The following is a 19,473-nucleotide window of genomic DNA, read 5'->3' on the forward strand; positions in this document are numbered from 1 at the left end:
GCGGTTGATCTGGGCCGTCTGATGATTCAGGTCCTGGTTATCCTTGGACTAGAGCCCATGAAACGGACCCTCGTATACGCCGCTCTGCTGTGCGTCTTAACTGGCCCCGTGCTTGCCCAGCAGGGCGATGGGACGGACGTTCCCGCCCGGGTCAACACCTTCAAACCCGACAAAGTCCCCGCTACTGACCAGCGCATTGCCGCGCTGAAGGTGCCGCAGGGATTCGAGGTCGAGGCCTTCGCCAAGGACCTGAAGAACATTCGGATCATCGCCGTTGCTCCAAACGGCGACATTTACGTCTCCCGTCGGGAGCAAGGCGACGTGTTGCTCTTGAAGGACGCCAACGAAGACGGAGCCCTGGACGAGGCGCCTAGGGCGGTAACGCACCGACCCAACGTCCACGGGTTGGCAATCGGAGGCGGACAGCTCTACATGGCTACCCCGACCGAGGTCTTTCGAGCGCCCATCAATGCAGACGGTTCCCTGGGTGCCGTCGAGCGAATCATCAACGATTTGCCGGACGGCGGACAGCATCCCAACCGGACGATGGCGTTCGGCCCAGACGGTATGCTCTACATCAGCGTGGGCTCGTCCTGTAACGCATGCAACGAGACCAACCCGGAGCATGCCGCCTTGTTACGGTCAACGCCTGATGGCAAAAGCAGGACGATCTTCGCTAGTGGGCTGCGAAACACGATCGGCTTCGCGTGGGACCCCAAATTTGGCGAGTTGTGGGGCATGGATCACGGCATCGACTTCCTGGGCGATGACGTCCAGCCGGAGGAACTGAACCACATCGTCAAAGGCAAGCAGTATGGCTGGCCGCACATCTGGGGGAAGGACGGACAAAACCCGCAGAGCACCCCGCCGGGGGAAATCACGAAGGCGCAGTGGGCTCAGATGAGCGAGCCCATGACGCTGGGCTATACCGCCCATGCCGCCCCCATGCAAATGGTGTTCTACACGGCCAGCCAGTTCCCGGCGGAATACCGGGGCGATGCGTTCGTCACCATGCGTGGCTCATGGAATCGAAAGCCCGCCTCTGGTTACGAGGTGGTTCGGGTCCGCTTCCGCAACGGGCAGCCCACCGCCTTTGAGCCGTTCTTGACCGGGTTCCTGGTCGATGGGGGCCAGAAGCATGTGGCCCGGCCGGTGGGGCTGGCCATCACACGTGGCGGAGCCCTGTTGGTGGGCGATGATGCCAATGGCACGCTCTATCGGGTGAGCTACAGCGGCGGCACCCCTGCTGCAGCGCAGCCCACCGCGATTCCTTCGCAGTCCCTTGAGCGGCAGGTCACCGCCGGGACGGGTGTCCCGTTGGTCTTGGAGCGCACCCCCGAAACAGTGTCCATCGCGGTGCGGTCCCCGGCTTTCCAGGATGGCAAACCCATGCCCAAGCGGTTCAGTACGTATCACGAAGGCGTATCGCCCCAGCTGACGTGGAACCCTGTCCCAAAGGCGGTGACCTACGTGGTGATCGCCGAGGATCCCGATGCCTCACCCATCAAGCCCTTCGTCCACTGGGTCGCCTGGAACATTCCCGGATCCCTGACCGGTCTACCGGAAGGTCTCCAAGCTCAGCCCCGGCTGACCGATCCCGAGGGCGTGCTTCAAGGGGCAACGAGCCGCGGCTCGATCGGCTACTACGGGCCGAAGCCGCCAGTGGGGGATCCCCCGCACCACTACCATTTCCAGATCTTGGCACTGGACGCCCGATTGGAGGTTCGTCCTGGGGCGACCCGCGATGAAGTGCTCAAGGCAGCCAAAGGCCATGTGATTGGCAAGGGCCAGCTCGTGGGGACCTATCAGCAGACCGATCCTCCTCTGAAGTAAACCCGCTCCGTCGCTGACCAGGTCGGCGTATAGGTAACCGATGGCCAGACCGCAACCGGTCACGAGCAGCCCTAGGGAATGCCGCTCAGATGTTCTGGGCGGCCGACGTCTCACAGAAGCGCGGAGTCGCGTAGAAGTTACGCGTAGATCAGGAGCGCGTGTGGAAAAGGGCGGATTTTTCGTCACGGTTTTCTACGGGACGTCGATGCCCGAGCAGGCACCATACCCATGCCGCAGAGGAGATGACGACTCTTCCATAAAGGCAAGCCATAGCCAGCCCCAAGGAGACGCGCAAATGTTTCTTCACCACAAGAAGTTGATGTATACGGTTCGGGTCAAAGAATCCAATCCCGCCCTGGCGGCGTTGATGCTCGAGCAGTTCGGAGGTCCGCAGGGCGAACTGGCCGCAGCGATGCGGTATTTCACGCAGGGTCTCGGCGAGGCGGATCCGGGCCGCAAGGATCTCCTGATGGATATCGCGACCGAAGAGATCAGCCACCTTGAGATCATTGGCACGATCATCGCGATGCTCAACCGGGGCCCTAAGGCCATTCAGTCTGAAGGCATGATGGAAGCCGAAGACATGCGTCTGATGGGCCAAAACAGCACCAGCCACACCGAGCAAATCTTGTATGGCGGTGGCCCGGCGTTGGTCAACTCAAGCGGCGTGCCCTGGACAGCCGCCTACATCGACAGCATTGGCGAGCCCACGGCGGATTTGCGATCGAACATCGCGGCAGAAGCACGCGCGAAGATCGTCTACGAACGGCTCATCAACGTGACCGATGACCCGGGCATCAAAGACGCCCTTCGGTTCCTCATGACCCGTGAAATCGCACACCAGAAATCGTTTGAAAAGGCGCTTTACAGCATCCAGCCCAACTTCCCTCCGGGCAAGCTGCCCGGGGACCCTGCATTCACTGACCTTTACATGGACATGTCGCAAGGCGAGGGCGATGTAGAGGGCAGCTGGAACAGCGGCGAGCTTTGGGAGCGGGTCACCGACCGTGACGCTCAAGCGGCGTTGGACGGCGGGGATGGAAGCTGCGACGTGGACCTCAGCGAAAGGGAGCAAGTCGCCTTGGAAACCATGGCTGCGAGAACCCTTTCTGATCCCGACGCGCGCCCGGCGACCGGGGCTGAACTGGGCGCAGGCCCTGGTGCCGGGGCTGTCGACGTCAATCCACGGGAGCCGTGACCAGATTCACGTAACCCGGTTCAAATGAAGCCCGCCAGCCGACGGGCTTCCTCTCAGAGCCCCTTCCTTGGCGCGAGTTTTCAAGCACATATGTGCGGTGCTTTCACCATCAAGGACCTGCTTGAAAAAAACGGCGCCGCAAGGGTCCTTGGGTGGACAACAGATTCAGCAAACCTGCATGGTGGGCAAACGAGCCTTACCCCCCTTCAAGGCTCCTCAATGAAGGCGCCGGCAGGACGACGTCATTAAGGCAGGGGCTGGAGCCTTCTCCCATGCAGTGACGACACGGCCTTTATCCGCAACGGTGTTCAATTGCCTCATGCCGTCCGATCCGCCTGCCCCGCACCCGCTGACTATCTGGACCATCGGCCACTCCACTCGGCCTTGGAGCGACTTTTTGCAACTGCTGTCTGCGCAAGGGATATCGGCCATTGCGGACGTGCGGCGTTTCCCGGGGTCTCGGCGCCACCCTTGGTTTGCATCGGAACAGATGGCAGACACGTTGCCGGCCCATGGTGTGATGTATGAGTGGATTCCCGAACTTGGTGGCCGGCGAAGGACGCAGCCCAATTCTCCCAACGGGGCATGGGACAACGCCGCGTTCCAAGGCTATGCAGACCACATGGCTTCCGCAGAGTTTGCCAGCGGATTAACGAAGGTTCTTGCGCTGGCGGGTGCACATCGAACCGCGCTGATGTGCGCGGAGGCGCCATGGTGGCGCTGCCATCGTCGCCTGATCTCCGACCTTTTGACGCACCGGGCCCATGAGGTGTTGCACATCGTCTCCAACGCAAAACCCAAGCCCCATCCGCTAAGCCCGATGGCGAAGGCGGTGGGGCAGGACCTGATCTACCCCGCGCCGCAGGTTGAGTTGTTCTGAGTCTGCCTACGCCGGCGCGGAGGCGAATACATAAAATCCTGTGCACACCAGAACATCATTTCTCCATCGACGGTGGAACAAAGCACGATGATCAGCCCCAGCAGCACAACGTCACAGGACCTGCCTCCCTTCGACGCAGTGGTGGTCGGCGGTAGCTATGCGGGCATGTCCGCAGCCCTGCAGCTGGCCAGGGCTTGCCGCACGGTGCTGGTCATTGACCACGGTCAGCCGCGTAACAAGCGTGCTGCAAAGGCGCACGGGTGCTTGGGCTGGGACGGGGTGGCCCCGGTCCAGATCCTTGAGCTGGGACGTCGGCAGCTCCTCGCCTACGACCGAGTGCAATGGGCGACCGATCAGGCCATTGATGCCACCGGCTCTCTCGAGATGGGCTTCGCTGTCCACTGCGCATCCGGTGACCGCTACCACGCCAGGCGAGTAATCCTTGCCCATGGGGTGGTGGATCGGTTGCCCAACATTCCAGGGCTCGCAGAGCGTTGGGGCGAAACGGTCCTCCATTGCCCTTACTGCCATGGCTATGAAATCTGCGGAACAAACATCGGCGTGCTTATTGCGTCCAAAGCGGAGGCAATGGACCAGGTCAAGGCGCTCTCGCAATGGGGCGCTGTCACGGCCTTCCACGCCGCAACGCTCTCAGCGGCCGAGATCGAAGAGCTTTCAGCGGAGCTGAAGGGCATTGGCGTGACGTTAGAGGAAAGTGCCTTAGCGGGTGTGACCGGCAAAGCGATCTTGAACCTCGCGGACGGAAGCGTGCGGGACGTGGAAGCCTTGTTCGTTCACCCTGAGACCCGTTTGGCGTCGGACTTGGCTACGCGCATGGGCTGTGAGACAGAGGACGCAGGATGCATCACCACCGATTCGGCCAAGCAGACCACGGTCGCGGGGGTGTTTGCGTGCGGGGATGCGGCCCGGTTCGCTGGGAACATTGCCTTGGCGGTGGGTGAAGGGGCATTGGCAGGCGTGGCTGCTCACCGTTCCTTGCTGGGGTTGCTTCCCTGACAGATCGCTAAAGGCTCACGGACGTTCTTGTTTCCGACGAGCGTAGAGCTTTATGTCTGCACGATTGATGGTGTCGCCGACCGACTCATGATGTCGGCTGACGGCGCAACCGCCGGAAAATCGGATTGGCGCTTCATCGGCGTGATCCCGGTAACAGGCTTCCAACTGGTGCATGCGCTCAGCCGTCGCGCCGGGAACGAAGACCAGGAACTCATCGCCTCCTAGGCGGATGACGGCCTCGTTGTCCAGCAGCTTGGACTCTAGAAACGCAGCAAACTTGATCAACACAGCGTCCCCTTCTGCGTGGCCCTGGGTGTCGTTGATCTCCTTGAAGTGATCCAGGTCGAACACCAAGCAGCCCCAAGCGTCCAACTGACGTTGAGCGAGCGCGGTGAGATAGCGTCGGTTGAAGCATCGGGTCAACGGGTCCCGGATGGCAAGTTCTTGAAGTTGTTGTTCTTGCAGGTGTTGCGTGGTGATATCCTGGGCGTGCCCCAGAACGTAGGGAGGCTCCGCCTCCGTGTCCAGAACGTTGTGGTAGGCCCAGAAGCGCTGAGACCCATCGGAGGCAACAAGTTCCATCACTCCTGAGTCGCTCTGATCCTCTTTGATCTTGGCCAGATAGGCATGGAGTTGCATCCGCCTGTCCGGCGGAAGGATCGCTGACAGCGGGTGGCCGATGAGCTCTTGCTCTTCCCGACCCAGTGATAGGGAGGCGGCGGGGTTGATGGACGTGATAGTGCCCTCCAAGGTGTGCGTGCAGATCAAACCCATGCTGTGCTGAAACAGCCGACGGTATTTAGATTCGCTCAGCGCCAACGCGTCGCTGGCGGAGCGCTGAAGCGACACGTCTTGAACCGCCCCGATCAGGCGCGTGCCACGGTCGTCTTGGAGGCGCTGTCCGACGACATGAACCCATATCCGCTCTCCGTCAGCCTTGGTGGATGGCACCGTCAGGTCGATCGGGGTGCCGTGCTCGGCGCAGCTGGCGAGAGCGGTTTGTATGGGTCCCTGCGCCGATTCAGGGTAGAAGGAGAGCGCCGACTCCAAGGAGGGAGACGCATAGATCTCCCCATGGATCAGGCGGGTCTGTTGGGTCCACTCAAGCTCGTTGGTATCAACGTTGAGCTCCCAGCCACCCACCTTGGCCAGGGCGTTGGTCTGTTCGAGCAGCGCTTGGCTCTTCTGCAGGTCGCCGTGCAGTCGAGTAGCCTCGGACACCCGATCGAGCAGCTGTGCCCGTTGTTCCATCCCCACGGCAGCGGCCTCGGCCAAGCACTGAAGGACATCCCTCTGGCGGGGTGTCAGTTTGCCAGGCGTTTGGCTCAGCAGACACAAGGTGCCCACCCGATGGCCGCCGGCCACTTGAATCGGTGCTCCCACGTAATGGCGGACATAGGGGGCGCCCAGCACGGATGGGTTGTCGGCGAACTTGGGATCGCTGGAGGCGTCCTCCACCTCGAAGATATCTCCTGAAAGGACCGCCCACGTGCAGAAGGAGACGTCGCGCGGGGTCTCACGCACGTCTTCAAGTCCTATTTGAGACTTGAACCACTGTCGTCCGCCATCCACCAGGGAGATCAATGCTATGGGCATTTCTGTCGCCAACTGTGCAGCGCGTGCAAGGGCGTCAAAAAAAGGCTCCGGGTCCGAGTCCAGAATGTTCAATGCATGCAAAGCGGACAGACGGGCTTGCTCGACCACTGGCACCCCTCTCTATGACTTTGGTTGAACTGCTTGGAAGCGTAGAGGCGTCTGGGCCAGCTGTCTGTGAACGGTATCGAATTCAGGCGTTCTTCCATCCCGCAACTGCATGGCAAATGGAACGTTCGACCTACCTACCTGTCACCGATCATGTCCGCTCTCGAGCGAACGTAGAAGCGCTTGGGCCGTGCGCACTTCGACTCCGCCAGTGGAGCGCAGCAGCTTCAAAGCGGCTTGCCTGCGTTCCGGCACGCAGGCGGTCGCATCAGACACCACCACCGTGGAGAACTCGCGGGAGTTGGCATCGATGGCGGTGGCAAGCACGCAAGAGTCCAATGCCATGCCGACGAGCACCAACTGCTCGACGCCGATCTTAGCGAGAAGCACCGCCAAGGGCGTGGCGAGGAAGGCCGAGTGCTTTGGTTTGAGCACCGTGTAGTGATCCGGACCGGGGAAAAGCAGTTTGGCGATGTCGCCCGACGGGCCTTCTTCGTGGCGACAAACCTCCGCGAGCTGATGGAAGCCACACTTCCAATCCCCGAAGTTATCGTTGGCGTAGATCACGGGCCACTGCTTTTCGTCAAAGACGTCTCGGATCTGCCGGACCTTCTTGGCGGCTTTAAGCGCCAGTGGCGCCAGTGTTTGACCGTCGGGGAAATCGAAACGGGAGAAGAGATCGATGATGAGCAGGGCCGGGCGTTGCATGTCAGTCCCCCGTCTGGGCGTGGGGTGCCTCCACTGCCTTGGACTGTGGCGAATCTTTCTGACGCAGGAAAATGGTCAACACGACCAAGGCCAGAACGGCCAAGAACTCGCTTTGCCAGTTCTGCATGGACTCGAACCAGAAGTCGCTGCTGAAAAGGTGTTCAAAGAATCCAGGGACGGGCAAGTGATCCAATCGGGCTTCGTCGCACCGCGCTCTCCAGCTGCCGAGGGCGTGAAGAGCAAAAGACATCACAAACAAGCTTAAAAAAGCGATGGCCAGAGAGTGGCCATAGATTTTTTTCCAGATGCCACCTCGGCGGACGGGCCACGGGGCAGGGCCGGCGTCGAGTTTTGGATCTTCCTCGTCGGGGTCAAGCGGGCGTGACTCCGCCGAGCCACGCTGGCGTAGCCGAACGGTGAGCAGCACATACATCCCCATTTGCAGGAACTCGCTCTCCCAGTTCTCAAACGTCGCGCTGCTGAAGTGCCCTGTGGTGAGGTAGGCACCGAATCCCAACGCGGCTTGGCCGTGCTGTGCCAGCTCCTCGTTGTGAACGTTCCACCCCGTCACCGCTTGCGCGCTCAAGAACAGCACGGTCAGCACGACGAGGACGATCGATAACCCGTTTCGGCGCCACATGGTTCCTGTCCAGATCAAGGGCGGGCCCGAAGGCCCGCCAGTCATTCGGTTACTTGCCAGCCGCTGCCTTCTGATTGCCGCCCTGTTCGGCGAGAAGGGTGAGCTTCTCATCCGTCGATTTTTCTTCCGCCAGTGTTTCCAACAGGTAGGGAAGGGCGTCCTTGTAGCCCAACTGCTTGGCGAGCGCTGCGATGGTGCCGTAAGAAGCGATCTCGTAGTGCTCCACCTTCTGGGCGCCACCGATCAGTGCGGCGTCGCGCACGGGTCCCTTCTCCACCGAATCAATGACTTCTTTGCCTTCCTCAACCAGCCCTTCCATCGCGGCGCACTTGATGCGCTTGAGCCGGATGCCCAGCACTTCGACGACTTGGTCGATCCGCTCGACCTGACCCTGCGTCTCTTCCAGGTGGGTCTCGAAAGCAGCCACGAGATCCGGGTTCTCGGCGGCTCGGGCCAAGCGGGGCAGGGCTTTGGTCAGCTGCTTTTCAGCGCTGTAAATGTCAGACAGCTCGTGAACAAAAAGCTCTTCAAGGGTTTTGATGGCCATCTATCGGTCCTCTGCTGGGTGAACCAATACCTTGACGCCAGCCTCGCCCAAAACACGTGAAGACCGGTGCTCGGGCCTTGAGAATCTCTTAACCAAGCCGCCCGGACCGCGCTCATTCCCAGGCGATCGGGTGGTCCCTATGGCGACGCCGGGCGGTCCTCAACGGGCACCCCGGAGCCCCGGCTGGACTCCACCCCGGTGATCAAGTCGGTGATCGTATAAGGCTTGGGCAAAAAGGGCGCCCAAAGGTGGCGTGCCGGCAACATGTGCTGGCCGATGGAGCCGGACGCAACCACGTAGGGGATGCGGTGCGCGAGCAGGTGATCGGCGACCACCTCTCCGCTGCCATCTGGCGCGGACCACTCCAAGACGGCGGCGGCCATTGAGGTGGCAGAGAGCTGGGCCAGAGCCTCGGAGCTCGACTGGGCCAAGAATACATCGTAGCCGGCCATGGTAAGGACGTCCCGCAGCAAGGGCCCCAAGTCGACATCGTTCTCCAGCACCAAGACGGAGCCATGGACAGCCGGGAGGGGATCGCGATAGGACATGGCCATGGACGGTCTGGGCAGAGGAGAAATGTTATTTCGGGTCGCCCCGCGACGTTTAGCCACCCACACGAAGGCCTAATCGCTCTTTAAATCATTCAGGCTCGAGCAGGGCGTCTTCCCGGCACGGCATACAGCGTTCCTTCTTCGATTTGATATCCGCCGCGGTCTTGGCCAACGACTCATACCGTTGGCGGATCTCCTCCAAGTGCGCGGGCTCCATGGACTCCAAGTTGAGGAGCTCCTGGTTCGCGTCCTTGGTCACCCGGATCAACTCGTCGAGCTTGATGTGGAGCGCCGCCGTGTCCCCGTTTTGAGTGTGCTGGATCAAGAAAACCATCAGGAAGGTCACAATCGTCGTGCCGGTGTTGATGACAAGTTGCCACGTGTCGTTGAACTTGAACAGCGGCCCGCTTCCGGCCCAGACCACCACCACGCCCAAGGCTGCAACAAACGCCCCTAGGCTCCCGGACGCGCGGGCCGCCACGGCCGCAAAGTGTCCAAACGATCTCTTCTTCATGGTTCTGTTCTCTCGGTCAGTCCCGGCTCCAGCCCGGTGCAAACTTAGGGTAATGGCCGCGTGCTGACCAACGCGTCAATGAAACATCCGCGATGTGGGAAGGCCTCGCCTCGATCACTGAGTCTCGAGCTCGCTCGCAGGGTGCCCACGGCGTGGCCGTGTTTGCTCTTGGGTGCGGGAAGGGCCGGGTCCGGGGCTATCGCTATCGGTTTGCGAGCAATCCGCTCTGCCAGCAGGCCAAGCCCGATGAACCACTAAACCGAAGCCAACGCCGAGTTCCAACGCCTCTACGCCCTCTCGCTTGAAGATGCCGGATTCAACCCCGCCGACTTCGCACAACACTACGGCGACCTCCCAGCTAATCAAGCCGCCTTCGAAGCCGGCGCTGACTACAACCTGGATCGCGTGGACCTAGGGTGGCGATAGCGGCCCCACTCGGTGGCTGAAGACACGAGCGGCCACCATAGCCGGGTCGTGCGCGCGCGGACGTGGTGCAGGCGATTCGAGCTAGTCTGCGCTTCGGGGGCGCCTTTCCACGCAACTCGAAAAGGGGCAGCTGCCCCTTTCGTCCTGACGGCCCGCGCCCCGCATCGTAGCCTTTCATCATCCCAATCGATGAGGGGCTACCCATGAAGCACGCAACCCCGCACTTCCCCCTGTCCAACCATCACCGCGACCGGGCCATCGTTGGCCTTGCACAAGCAGGCGGCACTGTTCGCGACATCGCCCAGGACGTTGAAGCGTCCACGAGCACCGTCCGCCGCGTGCTGAAGGTCGCCACCGTTGCACCCGGTTGGGGCTACGGCCTGCGCAAGTTCCTCATCTCGGGTGTCGAGTGGGACATCGACGGGCGGGTGCTGAAGTGCTTGCCGAGCGAAGGGGAAGTGCTCCTTGATGCTGAGCAGATTGGCCATCGGGCCCCGGACGAGATCGATGAACTGGTCTACAACGCCTTCAGCGATCACCACGGCTACTGCATTTGCGCCTGCCAAGTGTTGGAGGTGATCAAGGATGCAGAGAAGTGAGGACCATCTCCCAGTATTCGTGTTTTTTGCATTCGAGCCGGCAAATAGCGGCTTTAGTCAATAAATGATCGGTAGGCACCCTTGTCAAAACATGGGGTTTTTATAGTGTTTGTTGATCGTGGGAATGACATCTGAGAGAGCACATGACTGATCGCCGCAAACGCTATTTCGCCTACGAACGCCGCAAGGGCGGCATCTGCTACTTCGACCGCGCCATGCACCTCCACCTGCAGCAGTTCCCGCACACCATCGGCCATTACCAGCTGGCCTGTTGTTTGGGCACGTCCGCGCTGCTGACACCTGCTGAAGCGAACGATCACGCGTGGTTGCCCAAGCCCAAACCGAGCACGCCATGCCCTACACGTTGAAGCCCAAACCACCCAAGGCGGGCCCTGAGGAGATCTATGCGGCGCGCATCGCTCCCGACGTGCTGGCTGCGTTCTCCAGCCTGGCGGCAGAGCAGGGGCTTTCCGTTCAAGCCGCGTTGACTCAACTCATCCGGGAGCATGCCCAGGTGCGGCAGCCCTTTGCCAAGCGCGTGCGTCTTCAGAAGGGGGGAGGCCAGCGGTATACGGCCATGCTGCCGGAGTGCTGGGTCGAACCACATGTGGCGATGGCGTTGCTGATTGATGGGAACAGGGCCGGGATCAAGCGAGGCGAAGCCGTGCGGCAGTTGGTGAGCCGATGCCTGGCTGCCAGTTCGTGGCCAGATAACGAGGGCTCGTGAGCCGCACGGCGGTTGCTGCCTTTTTCTTGTCTGCGCTTTAGAACGGCTGACTGGCTTCCGTGGAGGATGCAGTGCCATCAGGGGGAGCAAACGACCAAAAGCCAAAAGCCATAAGCGGCTAGAGCAAAACCCTGGATGGGGAAAGAGGAAAGGGCCTATGCGCCTACCCAGGCTCAATCTTGAACGGGGAAATGTGAGTTGGTGCAACTATTTCCAAGATCTGCTTTTGGATATCCAGTTTTGAGCTTTAGTCAAAAAATGATCGGTAAAAGGCATTGTCAAAAATGGGTTTTCTCATAACCTGGAATCAGAGGAAGGCAATCCGCTGACCACAACTTCAAGAAAGAGATAGGCCTATGGTCATCGTCCTTACTGTTTACACCTCCAGCCTGTTGCTCGGCCTCTTCCTCGCCAAGGTCATCGCTGACCGGATCGAATCCAATCCACATTTCGTTTAAGGAGTTGCTATGTTCTTTTATCCATTCAATGAGCAAGGGTATGCTTGCGTGGACCAGTTGGACGCCGAGCGAGACAACGAAACGAACCGCCTTATGTATGAGGTGCAATCGCTCGCTCGGGAACGAGGACCGAAGGCTTGGGCACTGTTCCTGGAGATGCAAGGCGCCGGAAATGATCAGTGGGAGGCGTTGACGGCCAAGGTCGACGAGGCGTCGAACGTTCCCTCCGAGGAGGGCTTTCGGGCCTATCAGGCTCATTCCTACGCCCGATACGTGCTCACCGTCGCTCAATGCGAGCAACAGCTCGCCGCGCTGAACGCTCTTCGTTGGGACGAACCATGAGCGCTCAACCCGATCGGCTGCCCATGATCCCCGAGCTCAAGCCGCTGGCCGCTCACGACTACTTGGCATTGCTGCACTTCCTTTGGCTGGGCGTTTCAGGCCTTGGCGTCGCCCGGTGTGGCTGGGAGATGGTCACCGGCAAGCAAGCAACGCTGTCCGACGTGGCCTTGGGAGTCCTGTTGCTCTGCGCCCCATTGGTCGTGGCCTGCATCTGGGGCGGCTGTTTGGTGGGCGTTGCCCAGCATTACCGTCTCATCTGAAACCCGATTACCTGACATAGCGGAGGACACCGTCCCATGCGCAAGATCTTCAACAAGCTGCTCAACATCGCCCTCTTCGGAATGGTCATCTTCGCCCTGGACAAGGTTCCGGAGCGCCTTGATCGCATGGCGCATACCGCCCAAAACTTGGCTCAGAACGTCGGTTACTCGGGACCGATGGCCGGGATTCCCTCGGGTGCTCCATACGATTACGAGTTTTGATGAGCCCTCATTGGTCACCTTCTGAACTCGTGCGCCTCGCATGGGCTGCGCGCCGGGATCATCTTGCCAGGCAGCACCTGCTTAAGGCGTTCCAAGAGGGGGCCGATTTCCACTCCCCTTTGTCCAACAGCGACTTGGACAACGACCCTTTCGCTGTTCCCGGGGATTGCGTCGCGGGCGTGGTGGTTCGAGAACTGACGTGCGTCAATGACGCCGAAGAGTGGTTGCAGGCTCTTCTTCGCGCGCACGAGTTCCATTAAGCGCTGCCACCCGAAGTGGGAAACGCTGCCAGGTGGTGCTTCTGATGGCAGCGATCCGCTAAGTGGAGTGGCGGTGGATGGTGATGATTCACTTATTGGGGGAGGCCGCTGCTTTCGCGCGGTCGTTGAACTTCTTGCACCACTCGAGCATGTCTTGCACGTCCTTCAGCAGCTCGTCCGGCTCTGGAAGCCAAGTCGGGGTGTCAATGGATTGAGAGTGCTCAAACGCAGAATACTTGGTCATCATGCCGTCGATCAAAGCGCAATCTGCCGGAGTGATTGCGTTTAGCCGCTGCAGTTTGTTGAGGGTTTTGATCTCTCGTCGGTAGCGGTTGATGATTCCTGAGCAAAGATCATCTTCCACTGATCGCTCCACTAGAATGCGGAAGTTGCTGCATGCCGCCTTGAGCGCGAGCGCTTTCATAGGCGGACCCAACTGCTTGAGTTCCGTAACCTCCCTAACCATGTGACCAAACCCGTCTTTTGGCTTCATTGAGAACGTGTCGATCTCGGCCCGCATGCCAGTCTTGCTGCCGTCTCGGGCGATCGATTCCACCGCCACGCTGATCGCACATTGATCGAGCCGAGTCCGGTGCTCGGCGGCGTTCCGCAAGAGGACCATCAGTGACAATCGATGTGTGAACACGATCACCTGGCGATGCTCGGCCAGATCTACCAGGCGTTTGGCGACCGCCTCCTCAAAGCGCTGATCCAGGGAGGAGATGGGGTCATCGAAGATCACGGGCATGCCCCGTTCAAGGCCCGTCGCGTCGGCCAGGAAGGCCGCCAACGCCACAATGCGTTGCTCCCCCTCGCTCAGGATTTCCCGATTCTTCTGGGCACCTTGCGCGTCTTTCAGCTCAACGTAGAAGGTGAACGCCCCTTTGCCTTGGGATCGATACGACATGCGGACGGGAAGCGAGTGGCCTCCCAACGCCTGAAGCTCGGCGTTGAAGCGATCGCAATAGCCCTTGGCCAACTCCGATTCGCCGATGTCATTGCTTTTGGTGGTGAGGGGACCGGTCCATGTCGATTTGACGGCCGTTTCCACCGTGGCCACACGCTTGAGGCGAACCACATCGGCCCAAACTGCATCGCGCTGTTCCGACAGCCACTGTTGCGCCTTCAGCTCAGCCAAGCGGGTTTCTTTCTCCTTCCGCCCCGTCGGGTCCAGCAAGCCCGCGAGCGCGTCGCGCTCAGCGCCGGTCGCCTTGACCTTCTGATCGTAGGCGTTGGTCCACATAGACCACTCTACGGGCGGTGCCGCCGTGGCCTCGTCCATGGCTTTCAACCTCGTATGGATGGCCTCAAGCAGCTCAGTGGCTTGGGCGGCTTCCAAGCCAATAACGGCGCACTGGGCCTGCCAGGCGACATCAGTGAGAGGGCTGGGCAATGCCTTCTTCAGCGCCTTCAGAGCGTCTTCGGCGCTCTTTGCTTCTGTCTGTAGGGTGTCGTTGAGGTAGCTCTCAAAGCTGGCCAAGCGGGCCTTGCCCTCGTCTTCCAGCGGTTGCTGGCAGAGGACACAGCAGGCCTCGTCCCCAACGTGGGGGAAAGGGTGGTCACGGTAGGCAAGACCGGTCGAATATGCCTTTGCGGCGTCCCAAAGGGTTCGCCACACGGCGTCTCCGACGCCTTTGAGCGGCAATCCATTGAGGAAGGCCGTGGCATAAGCGGTGGCGGCTTGGCGCTTGACCTCTGCATTGCTGCGGGCATCCAAAAGTGCCTGGGCCTTCTCGTCGCTGAAGCTCTCCCTCAACGTCGAGACGCTTGTGGCCATCTGCGGCAAGCGTTCAAGCTCTCCGACGGCCTTGGCGTGGGCCACTTCAGGGTTCGCCTGGGCCAGTGCGGTCTCCAGAGCCAAGCGCTCATCGTTCAGCACATCGGGGAAGGCGCAACGCTTGTTGATCTCCTCTTCGGTCAGTTTCGCCGTCAGCTTCTGAAGAAACGTCGCCGCGCTGCTCTGGGCGTGATCTTCCGGGATGTTGGGCAGTTTGCTGGTGAGCTTGGCCGCGCGGGCCTTCAATTGGGTAGCGAGGTCATCGGAGATCTTGATGAGCATCCCGACGAACCGCATCGCCCGGGGAAGATGGGTGGCGGTGGTGGCGCTGTCTCCGAACTCCAGCGCTGTGGCTGAGTCGAACACAGGGACTGCTTTCAACGTCAAATGGGGGCCGTCGGATGCTTGCCAAGTGAGATCAGCAGGCGAAGTGGTGCCGTCGGCTCGCGTCGCCTTGACTTTAATCAGAGCAGAGGCGGCAGCGGGGTTCTGCTTGAACACGTTGCCGTGGATGGATCCCTTGGCCCGCGCGCCGCAGACGTGCTTCATCAAACGGGCGTAGCCCGATTTGCCGGCCCCGTTTGGTCCGTAGACGACGGTCATTTGACCCTGGCTGAGATCCAGTGCCGCGTCCTCGCCAAGGGCATTGACGCCGCGGATGGAGGAGACCGAGTCGATACGAAGCTCAGCTGCGGGGGGTGTCCCCAAGATGGTTCCCGGTGCCAAAGCAGGGTGGGGAGCATCCAGCTTCTTGGCTGCGTCGGCCAGGCAGTGATCCGCCAGCGCCTCCATCTCTTCTTCGTTCGGCATGCGGCGGTGCTGGATCACCAAGGAAGCGGCCATGCGTAACCAGCTTGGGCGGCTGTTCAACCAGTCTTCGAGCGTCGTGGGCGCAGCGGCCCCGTCCTTCTTCGCCATCGGTCACTTCCCCTGTGCTTGGCGGTAGCCGGGAAGGCTCCGTCCCCCTCCCTCGATAGTGACGCGGGTCACATTCGGAGGCAAGTCGGCGGTGGTCGTAGGCTCGAATGAGCCATATCGAACGGGGTGATGTGCCCAATCTGGAATGGGATCAGGGGGCTGGATGCTGATGCGCAGCGAGGATCGATGCCAGCTGGCGGTTGAACGCCCGGGCTTCTAACGCCACGGTCTCCCATGCTCGCTCGTCCGCATTCGCTCGCTCCTTAAGCCCGCCGAGCCAGGTTTGTGCGCTCAGACGAATGGAAAGAGGTTCACCGTGTCCGGTGGCACCACGGAGGGCGTCGAGGGATGCGAGATTGAGTTCAACCAAGTTGACTTCGATGAGGGCCTGCATCTGCACGGGGACAGTGCGTGGTGATTCAACCCCTTTTCCTAGCCACTTCTTCAGTCGCTTCAACATCGCTGCTCCTCCATGAGCTCCAGAAACTAAGACCCTGGGGGCTCGGTAGCGACCCCTTTGCTCTTCGCGTATTGCCGAACCTTCGCCAACAACTCTCGCTGCTGCTCAGGATCAAGCCTGGACATCACCAACAGGGTTTCGGCAACCAAGTCATTGGTCGCATGGAAATACGCCACTGGCAGCCCTAGTGCTTCTGCCAGCTTTTCCATGCTCTCCAAGTCAGGCACTCGATCGCCTCTCTCGTAACGAGAAATCCTGGGGGCGGCGCTGTTTTCCTCGTCCAACCCAAGCACGGCCCCCAAATCCGCTTGTGTCAGGCCCTTGGCAAGCCGGGCCTCGCGCAAGCGACGGCCGAACGTGTGAGCAGGGGCGAGAGGAGCAGGCATGGGAGATCAACGGATCAGTAACGACCCCACAGTCTGCCGCTTCCAATGCTGCACTGCATTTGCCAAACTTGCAAATAGACCGGGTGGCCGGTAACAGGGGGACGCATGAAGCAGACGATTGCAGCCATGGCGGTAGTCATGGCGTTGACCAGCGGGACCGCTGGAGCCCAAGACGGCATTTTGGGGCGGATCGGCAAAGGGCTGATGCAGGCGGGCAAAGACGCGGCTTCCGCGCCGGCGACGAAGCGCTACCTGGAGCCCGCCGGCACCTACTGGGACGACGGAGACCCCGAGGTCCTTGATGGCTACACCCGCGTTCGGTGGGGCCTTGCCGCCACGGCTTCAGGGGGATTCGATCTCTGCGAAGGCAACCTGCTCGCCCAAGTAAAGGCGGGCTACGCCATGACGCCTTCAACGCGCACCCGCTGCATTGGCAGCTGGCGGCACCTCTTTCAACGGTTGGGGCAGGCCGGAGACCCAGCGAGTGCGTTTGAGGCAAAGGCACGGCAGTTTGCTGCCACGGACCTTTTCTACCTGCGGCCTCCCATGGACGTGGAGATCGACCCGAAGACCGGGATCCTCCATGCCTACGCAAAGATCTTCGACAACGCCTGGTATCCCCGCTCCCCGGGGTTTTTGCCCACGGCAGTGGTGGGTGCATCCCCGCTGGGAAAGGGATCAGCGGTCGTTGGGGTCGAGCACGGAGGCCGTTACCACGCTGCCTTGCGCCTGAAGCCTGAAGACGTGGCTGAGCTGAATCGCGTGGGGCGTGACGCCACGGGAGACCAAATCTTTTTCAAGGTCATGGAGGGCAGGCTAAAGCCCAACGGCCTGCCAGCCATCGTTCTCCGCATCGACCGGATGGAGATCGGCTACAGGAACCAGGTCATCGGCATAACCCCTTCCAAAGACAAGGACGCATGACATGAAACAAGCAATGATCGTGGTCGCAGCAACGACACTCTTGAGCCTGACAGCATGCTCTGGTGGCAAGGGCCCCACCAAGGAGGACGGGGTCAAAGTTGTAGAAGGGTTCTTTACCGAGCAAGGGAAGCAGGCGACGTTGCAGCGCACCTGGAAGCTTGAGGTCACCGATGCGGGCGGCCTGGAGTTCGATTGCGAGAAGAAGCCCAATGGGGATCAAGAGTGCATGGTGGGCGGGTCGGTAAAAGCCCAAGGTTCCATCGGTGGCCAGCCCACCAAGCCGGAGCCGGGCACCCTCAAGCCGAAGCTGCGTGCACTGTTCCGCCCTCAAGGCGAGGGTTGGCAGCCGGTCGAAGTGAAGGACGAAGGGACGTCCGCAGGCTAAACGCCTGGACGCCATGTCTTGACTGCACACGGGTTCCGATCAAGCGTGCAGCCAAGACCACCAGGGAGAGAAAAGATGACTGCTTACGCACCGCAGCCCCGCATGATGGCCCCGCCTGGGCCGTCACAGATGATCCTGCCGTTCGTGATTCTGGGCCCGTTGGGGCTTGTCGCACTGGCAGCGGGACTGGAAATCATGAAGCGGGACTTCTTCATCGGCCTGATCTGCTGCGTGCCGGGTGGGCTGATCTTTGCGTTCTTGGCCTTCTGCTTCGCTCTCCATGTTCGAGCTCAGCGGCTTTGGGGCTGGCACGTCCAAACCGGCCGTGTCCCGACGTTCCGCAATCACGGATTCCTGAAGGGCGCGGCGGTGGGCATGATGCTTGGCGGAGGCCTGGTGGCGATGGCTGCGTGGCTCGGCTTGCGGCTGATGGACGACCCGCTCTATGGGACGTTTGCCAACTACGCCTTTTACGGAGCCTTCCTCTACGGTCTGCCGGTATTGGTTGTGACGGCCTTAATGGCCGGCTGGGCGAAGCGGGCGTGGGATCGCACCGCTTTTCCTGCGCGCTGATGCCGGCCTGGTTGAAGCAGGTGGTGGACGAGAAGGGGTGGCCCACCCGGTCCATGGTCGGCAGCGACGGGGCCAGTGCGGCGTCCTACATTGCCCAGCACGCCAAGTTGGACCTTGGCTTTCCAGGAGAAGGTGTTGGGACTGCTGCAGGCCGCGGTGAAAGCGGACGAGGCGGATTCTGGCCAGTTCGCCATGCTCAAGGACCGGGTGTTGCGCCAACAGGGCAAGCCGCAGGTCTACGGCACCCAGTGCCCGGAACAACGAGGACGACAGCCTATCGCTTCAGCCGACCGGGGACCTGAAGGGGCTCACCGCGCGCTATGAATCCGTGAGCCTGCCGTCGATTGAGGAATCAAGCAGCAGATGTCAGAGATCTACAAGCGCCCGGTGAAGTGACTCCGACTACCGTTCGCGTGGCAAACTTGGGAGGGTGACCACAACGGAAGCGCGAAATGGACGCCGAATCACTCCACGTCATCAACAACCGTTGCGCCGAGTCGCGGAAGCAGAACGACCGCTTTCGTGCGTTGCTTCCGCCAACCCCTGCCGTGTCTCTCCGTGTGGACCTTGCCCGGTGTGCCATCGACCTGGCACTGGAGCACCATTCGGCGTTCATCCGGCTTGTTGAAGCCGGTGAATACGGTTCGGCTGGGGCGCTGCTCCGACCCATTCTTGAGGCTTCCACGATAGGGTTCTGGTTCGTCTACGTCGCGCCGCTTGAAAGGATCCATGGCCTAGCACAAAACCGGCAGGACAATCCGGTCCAAGACGTTCCCATGCTCGGTGAGATGGCTAGGGATTTGGTTCCTACGTTCCCGCCCATCCAGGGCTTGATAGACGCCTTGAAGCCCGGTGGGCCAGCAAAGTGGCTCCACAAATACACCCACGGAGGAACGCCGCAGCTGAATCGCCGCGTTGGGACTGGGTGGGAGGAGGGCGAGGTGATGTTGGGTCTGATTCGCGCCGATCTCTTTTGTGTGCTTGCCGGTTGCTTGGAGACCGTTTTGACACCCAACCCAAATCTATTTGCCTATGGCTTCGCTAGGCGAGATGAGCTGGCTGAGGAGTTTCGCGTGACGTTCGATGCCCAGCCGATTCTGCATCAACCCCACGGTCTACCCAGAGCTCCACTATTAGCGGAAGGCTGAAGGGTATGAAAAGTGACGG

General features: G+C 60.8%; 24 protein-coding genes. 15 read left to right on the forward strand and 9 right to left on the reverse strand.

All coding sequences use genetic code 11. The features are described 5' to 3' along the window. The first annotated feature begins 57 nt into the window (after positions 1-57). From ACOZHM_RS08905 to ACOZHM_RS08920, 4 genes are all read left to right on the forward strand, one after another. Positions 58-1,833, forward strand: coding sequence for a YbhB/YbcL family Raf kinase inhibitor-like protein (locus tag ACOZHM_RS08905; RefSeq protein ID WP_421568894.1), 1,776 nt, complete (start codon positions 58-60; stop codon positions 1,831-1,833). A 295-nt stretch (positions 1,834-2,128) separates the two neighbouring features. Next, positions 2,129-3,031, forward strand: coding sequence for a manganese catalase family protein (locus ACOZHM_RS08910; RefSeq protein WP_394161509.1), 903 nt, complete (start codon positions 2,129-2,131; stop codon positions 3,029-3,031). 319 nt (positions 3,032-3,350) lie between these two features. Then, complete coding sequence (locus tag ACOZHM_RS08915; RefSeq protein ID WP_394161507.1) at positions 3,351-3,911, forward strand: DUF488 family protein; 561 nt, start codon at positions 3,351-3,353, stop codon at positions 3,909-3,911. An 87-nt stretch (positions 3,912-3,998) separates the two neighbouring features. Next, entirely contained in the window at positions 3,999-4,928 is a 930-nt protein-coding gene (locus ACOZHM_RS08920) for an NAD(P)/FAD-dependent oxidoreductase (RefSeq protein ID WP_421568895.1), read from the forward strand. Between the two features lie 15 nt (positions 4,929-4,943). Here ACOZHM_RS08920 and ACOZHM_RS08925 read toward each other — a convergent pair whose 3' ends face one another. From ACOZHM_RS08925 to ACOZHM_RS08950, 6 genes are all read right to left on the reverse strand, one after another. Beyond that, positions 4,944-6,632, reverse strand: coding sequence for a diguanylate cyclase (locus ACOZHM_RS08925; RefSeq protein ID WP_421568896.1), 1,689 nt, complete (start codon positions 6,630-6,632; stop codon positions 4,944-4,946). Positions 6,633-6,773: 141 nt separating this feature from the next. Then, the gene (locus ACOZHM_RS08930) at positions 6,774-7,337 is read right to left on the reverse strand and encodes a cysteine hydrolase family protein (protein ID WP_421568897.1); all 564 of its coding nucleotides are present in this window, start codon (positions 7,335-7,337) and stop codon (positions 6,774-6,776) included. Position 7,338: 1 nt separating this feature from the next. Further along, positions 7,339-7,977, reverse strand: coding sequence for a DUF6766 family protein (locus ACOZHM_RS08935; RefSeq protein WP_421568898.1), 639 nt, complete (start codon positions 7,975-7,977; stop codon positions 7,339-7,341). A gap of 49 nt (positions 7,978-8,026) precedes the next feature. Further along, complete coding sequence (locus tag ACOZHM_RS08940; protein ID WP_313318627.1) at positions 8,027-8,524, reverse strand: ferritin-like domain-containing protein; 498 nt, start codon at positions 8,522-8,524, stop codon at positions 8,027-8,029. Between the two features lie 137 nt (positions 8,525-8,661). Next, on the reverse strand, positions 8,662-9,078 hold the full coding sequence (locus tag ACOZHM_RS08945; RefSeq protein WP_421568899.1) for a hypothetical protein: 417 nt from the start codon (positions 9,076-9,078) through the stop codon (positions 8,662-8,664). 85 nt (positions 9,079-9,163) lie between these two features. Then, positions 9,164-9,589, reverse strand: coding sequence for a low affinity iron permease family protein (locus ACOZHM_RS08950; protein ID WP_394161496.1), 426 nt, complete (start codon positions 9,587-9,589; stop codon positions 9,164-9,166). Positions 9,590-10,218: 629 nt separating this feature from the next. Between ACOZHM_RS08950 and ACOZHM_RS08955 the strand changes: the two genes are divergently transcribed. The 6 genes from ACOZHM_RS08955 to ACOZHM_RS08980 all read left to right on the forward strand — a co-directional run bounded on the left by ACOZHM_RS08955 (position 10,219) and on the right by ACOZHM_RS08980 (position 12,623). Then, positions 10,219-10,614, forward strand: coding sequence for a hypothetical protein (locus ACOZHM_RS08955; protein WP_421568900.1), 396 nt, complete (start codon positions 10,219-10,221; stop codon positions 10,612-10,614). Positions 10,615-10,757: 143 nt separating this feature from the next. Then, positions 10,758-10,982: a hypothetical protein gene (locus ACOZHM_RS08960; RefSeq protein WP_421568901.1), complete on the forward strand. Its 225-nt coding sequence runs from the start codon at positions 10,758-10,760 to the stop codon at positions 10,980-10,982. Then, a complete protein-coding gene (locus tag ACOZHM_RS08965) occupies positions 10,967-11,341 on the forward strand; it encodes a hypothetical protein (protein ID WP_421568902.1) in 375 nt (124 codons plus the stop codon). Before ACOZHM_RS08960 ends, ACOZHM_RS08965 begins: the two co-directional genes overlap by 16 nt. Before the next feature lie 467 nt (positions 11,342-11,808). Continuing rightward, positions 11,809-12,141 carry a hypothetical protein gene (locus ACOZHM_RS08970; RefSeq protein WP_421568903.1) on the forward strand — a complete coding sequence of 111 codons (333 nt, stop codon included), beginning with the start codon at positions 11,809-11,811 and terminating at the stop codon, positions 12,139-12,141. Beyond that, positions 12,138-12,401, forward strand: coding sequence for a hypothetical protein (locus tag ACOZHM_RS08975; protein ID WP_421568904.1), 264 nt, complete (start codon positions 12,138-12,140; stop codon positions 12,399-12,401). Before ACOZHM_RS08970 ends, ACOZHM_RS08975 begins: the two co-directional genes overlap by 4 nt. 36 nt (positions 12,402-12,437) lie before the next feature. Further along, positions 12,438-12,623: a hypothetical protein gene (locus tag ACOZHM_RS08980; RefSeq protein WP_421568905.1), complete on the forward strand. Its 186-nt coding sequence runs from the start codon at positions 12,438-12,440 to the stop codon at positions 12,621-12,623. A 348-nt stretch (positions 12,624-12,971) separates the two neighbouring features. Here the strand turns inward: ACOZHM_RS08980 and ACOZHM_RS08985 are convergent, their stop codons facing one another. The 3 genes from ACOZHM_RS08985 to ACOZHM_RS08995 all read right to left on the reverse strand — a co-directional run bounded on the left by ACOZHM_RS08985 (position 12,972) and on the right by ACOZHM_RS08995 (position 16,424). After that, entirely contained in the window at positions 12,972-15,578 is a 2,607-nt protein-coding gene (locus ACOZHM_RS08985; protein WP_421568906.1) for an AAA family ATPase, read from the reverse strand. Positions 15,579-15,729: 151 nt separating this feature from the next. Then, positions 15,730-16,038 carry a hypothetical protein gene (locus ACOZHM_RS08990; protein WP_394161478.1) on the reverse strand — a complete coding sequence of 103 codons (309 nt, stop codon included), beginning with the start codon at positions 16,036-16,038 and terminating at the stop codon, positions 15,730-15,732. A 26-nt stretch (positions 16,039-16,064) separates the two neighbouring features. After that, complete coding sequence (locus ACOZHM_RS08995; protein ID WP_236512292.1) at positions 16,065-16,424, reverse strand: helix-turn-helix domain-containing protein; 360 nt, start codon at positions 16,422-16,424, stop codon at positions 16,065-16,067. 105 nt (positions 16,425-16,529) lie between these two features. Here ACOZHM_RS08995 and ACOZHM_RS09000 point away from each other — a divergent pair, with 105 nt between their 5' ends. From ACOZHM_RS09000 to ACOZHM_RS09020, 5 genes are all read left to right on the forward strand, one after another. After that, on the forward strand, positions 16,530-17,348 hold the full coding sequence (locus tag ACOZHM_RS09000; RefSeq protein ID WP_421568907.1) for a hypothetical protein: 819 nt from the start codon (positions 16,530-16,532) through the stop codon (positions 17,346-17,348). A 1-nt stretch (position 17,349) separates the two neighbouring features. Further along, on the forward strand, positions 17,350-17,733 hold the full coding sequence (locus ACOZHM_RS09005) for a hypothetical protein (protein ID WP_421568908.1): 384 nt from the start codon (positions 17,350-17,352) through the stop codon (positions 17,731-17,733). A 75-nt stretch (positions 17,734-17,808) separates the two neighbouring features. Continuing rightward, the gene (locus tag ACOZHM_RS09010; protein WP_421568909.1) at positions 17,809-18,306 is read left to right on the forward strand and encodes a hypothetical protein; all 498 of its coding nucleotides are present in this window, start codon (positions 17,809-17,811) and stop codon (positions 18,304-18,306) included. A gap of 75 nt (positions 18,307-18,381) precedes the next feature. Beyond that, complete coding sequence (locus ACOZHM_RS09015) at positions 18,382-18,630, forward strand: DUF6624 domain-containing protein (protein WP_421568910.1); 249 nt, start codon at positions 18,382-18,384, stop codon at positions 18,628-18,630. A gap of 128 nt (positions 18,631-18,758) precedes the next feature. Further along, complete coding sequence (locus ACOZHM_RS09020) at positions 18,759-19,454, forward strand: DUF6988 family protein (RefSeq protein ID WP_421568911.1); 696 nt, start codon at positions 18,759-18,761, stop codon at positions 19,452-19,454. Positions 19,455-19,473: the final 19 nt, after the last annotated feature.

Origin of the sequence: Stenotrophomonas sp. PD6 (genome assembly GCF_049199305.1) — a bacterium.
Taxonomy (GTDB): Bacteria; Pseudomonadota; Gammaproteobacteria; order Xanthomonadales; family Xanthomonadaceae; genus Stenotrophomonas.

Excerpts from the sequence above, each read along its gene's own strand:
- ACOZHM_RS08905 (WP_421568894.1), top strand. The coding sequence starts at position 58 with ATGAAACGGACCCTCGTATACGCCGCTCTGCTGTGCGTCTTAACTGGC.
- ACOZHM_RS08910 (WP_394161509.1), top strand. The coding sequence starts at position 2,129 with ATGTTTCTTCACCACAAGAAGTTGATGTATACGGTTCGGGTCAAAGAA.
- ACOZHM_RS08915 (WP_394161507.1), top strand. The coding sequence starts at position 3,351 with ATGCCGTCCGATCCGCCTGCCCCGCACCCGCTGACTATCTGGACCATC.
- ACOZHM_RS08920 (WP_421568895.1), top strand. The coding sequence starts at position 3,999 with ATGATCAGCCCCAGCAGCACAACGTCACAGGACCTGCCTCCCTTCGAC.
- ACOZHM_RS08930 (WP_421568897.1), bottom strand. The coding sequence starts at position 7,337 with ATGCAACGCCCGGCCCTGCTCATCATCGATCTCTTCTCCCGTTTCGAT.
- ACOZHM_RS08935 (WP_421568898.1), bottom strand. The coding sequence starts at position 7,977 with ATGTGGCGCCGAAACGGGTTATCGATCGTCCTCGTCGTGCTGACCGTG.
- ACOZHM_RS08940 (WP_313318627.1), bottom strand. The coding sequence starts at position 8,524 with ATGGCCATCAAAACCCTTGAAGAGCTTTTTGTTCACGAGCTGTCTGAC.
- ACOZHM_RS08945 (WP_421568899.1), bottom strand. The coding sequence starts at position 9,078 with ATGGCCATGTCCTATCGCGATCCCCTCCCGGCTGTCCATGGCTCCGTC.
- ACOZHM_RS08950 (WP_394161496.1), bottom strand. The coding sequence starts at position 9,589 with ATGAAGAAGAGATCGTTTGGACACTTTGCGGCCGTGGCGGCCCGCGCG.
- ACOZHM_RS08955 (WP_421568900.1), top strand. The coding sequence starts at position 10,219 with ATGAAGCACGCAACCCCGCACTTCCCCCTGTCCAACCATCACCGCGAC.
- ACOZHM_RS08960 (WP_421568901.1), top strand. The coding sequence starts at position 10,758 with ATGACTGATCGCCGCAAACGCTATTTCGCCTACGAACGCCGCAAGGGC.
- ACOZHM_RS08965 (WP_421568902.1), top strand. The coding sequence starts at position 10,967 with ATGCCCTACACGTTGAAGCCCAAACCACCCAAGGCGGGCCCTGAGGAG.
- ACOZHM_RS08970 (WP_421568903.1), top strand. The coding sequence starts at position 11,809 with ATGTTCTTTTATCCATTCAATGAGCAAGGGTATGCTTGCGTGGACCAG.
- ACOZHM_RS08975 (WP_421568904.1), top strand. The coding sequence starts at position 12,138 with ATGAGCGCTCAACCCGATCGGCTGCCCATGATCCCCGAGCTCAAGCCG.
- ACOZHM_RS08980 (WP_421568905.1), top strand. The coding sequence starts at position 12,438 with ATGCGCAAGATCTTCAACAAGCTGCTCAACATCGCCCTCTTCGGAATG.
- ACOZHM_RS08985 (WP_421568906.1), bottom strand. The coding sequence starts at position 15,578 with ATGGCGAAGAAGGACGGGGCCGCTGCGCCCACGACGCTCGAAGACTGG.
- ACOZHM_RS08990 (WP_394161478.1), bottom strand. The coding sequence starts at position 16,038 with ATGTTGAAGCGACTGAAGAAGTGGCTAGGAAAAGGGGTTGAATCACCA.
- ACOZHM_RS08995 (WP_236512292.1), bottom strand. The coding sequence starts at position 16,424 with ATGCCTGCTCCTCTCGCCCCTGCTCACACGTTCGGCCGTCGCTTGCGC.
- ACOZHM_RS09000 (WP_421568907.1), top strand. The coding sequence starts at position 16,530 with ATGAAGCAGACGATTGCAGCCATGGCGGTAGTCATGGCGTTGACCAGC.
- ACOZHM_RS09005 (WP_421568908.1), top strand. The coding sequence starts at position 17,350 with ATGAAACAAGCAATGATCGTGGTCGCAGCAACGACACTCTTGAGCCTG.
- ACOZHM_RS09010 (WP_421568909.1), top strand. The coding sequence starts at position 17,809 with ATGACTGCTTACGCACCGCAGCCCCGCATGATGGCCCCGCCTGGGCCG.
- ACOZHM_RS09020 (WP_421568911.1), top strand. The coding sequence starts at position 18,759 with ATGGACGCCGAATCACTCCACGTCATCAACAACCGTTGCGCCGAGTCG.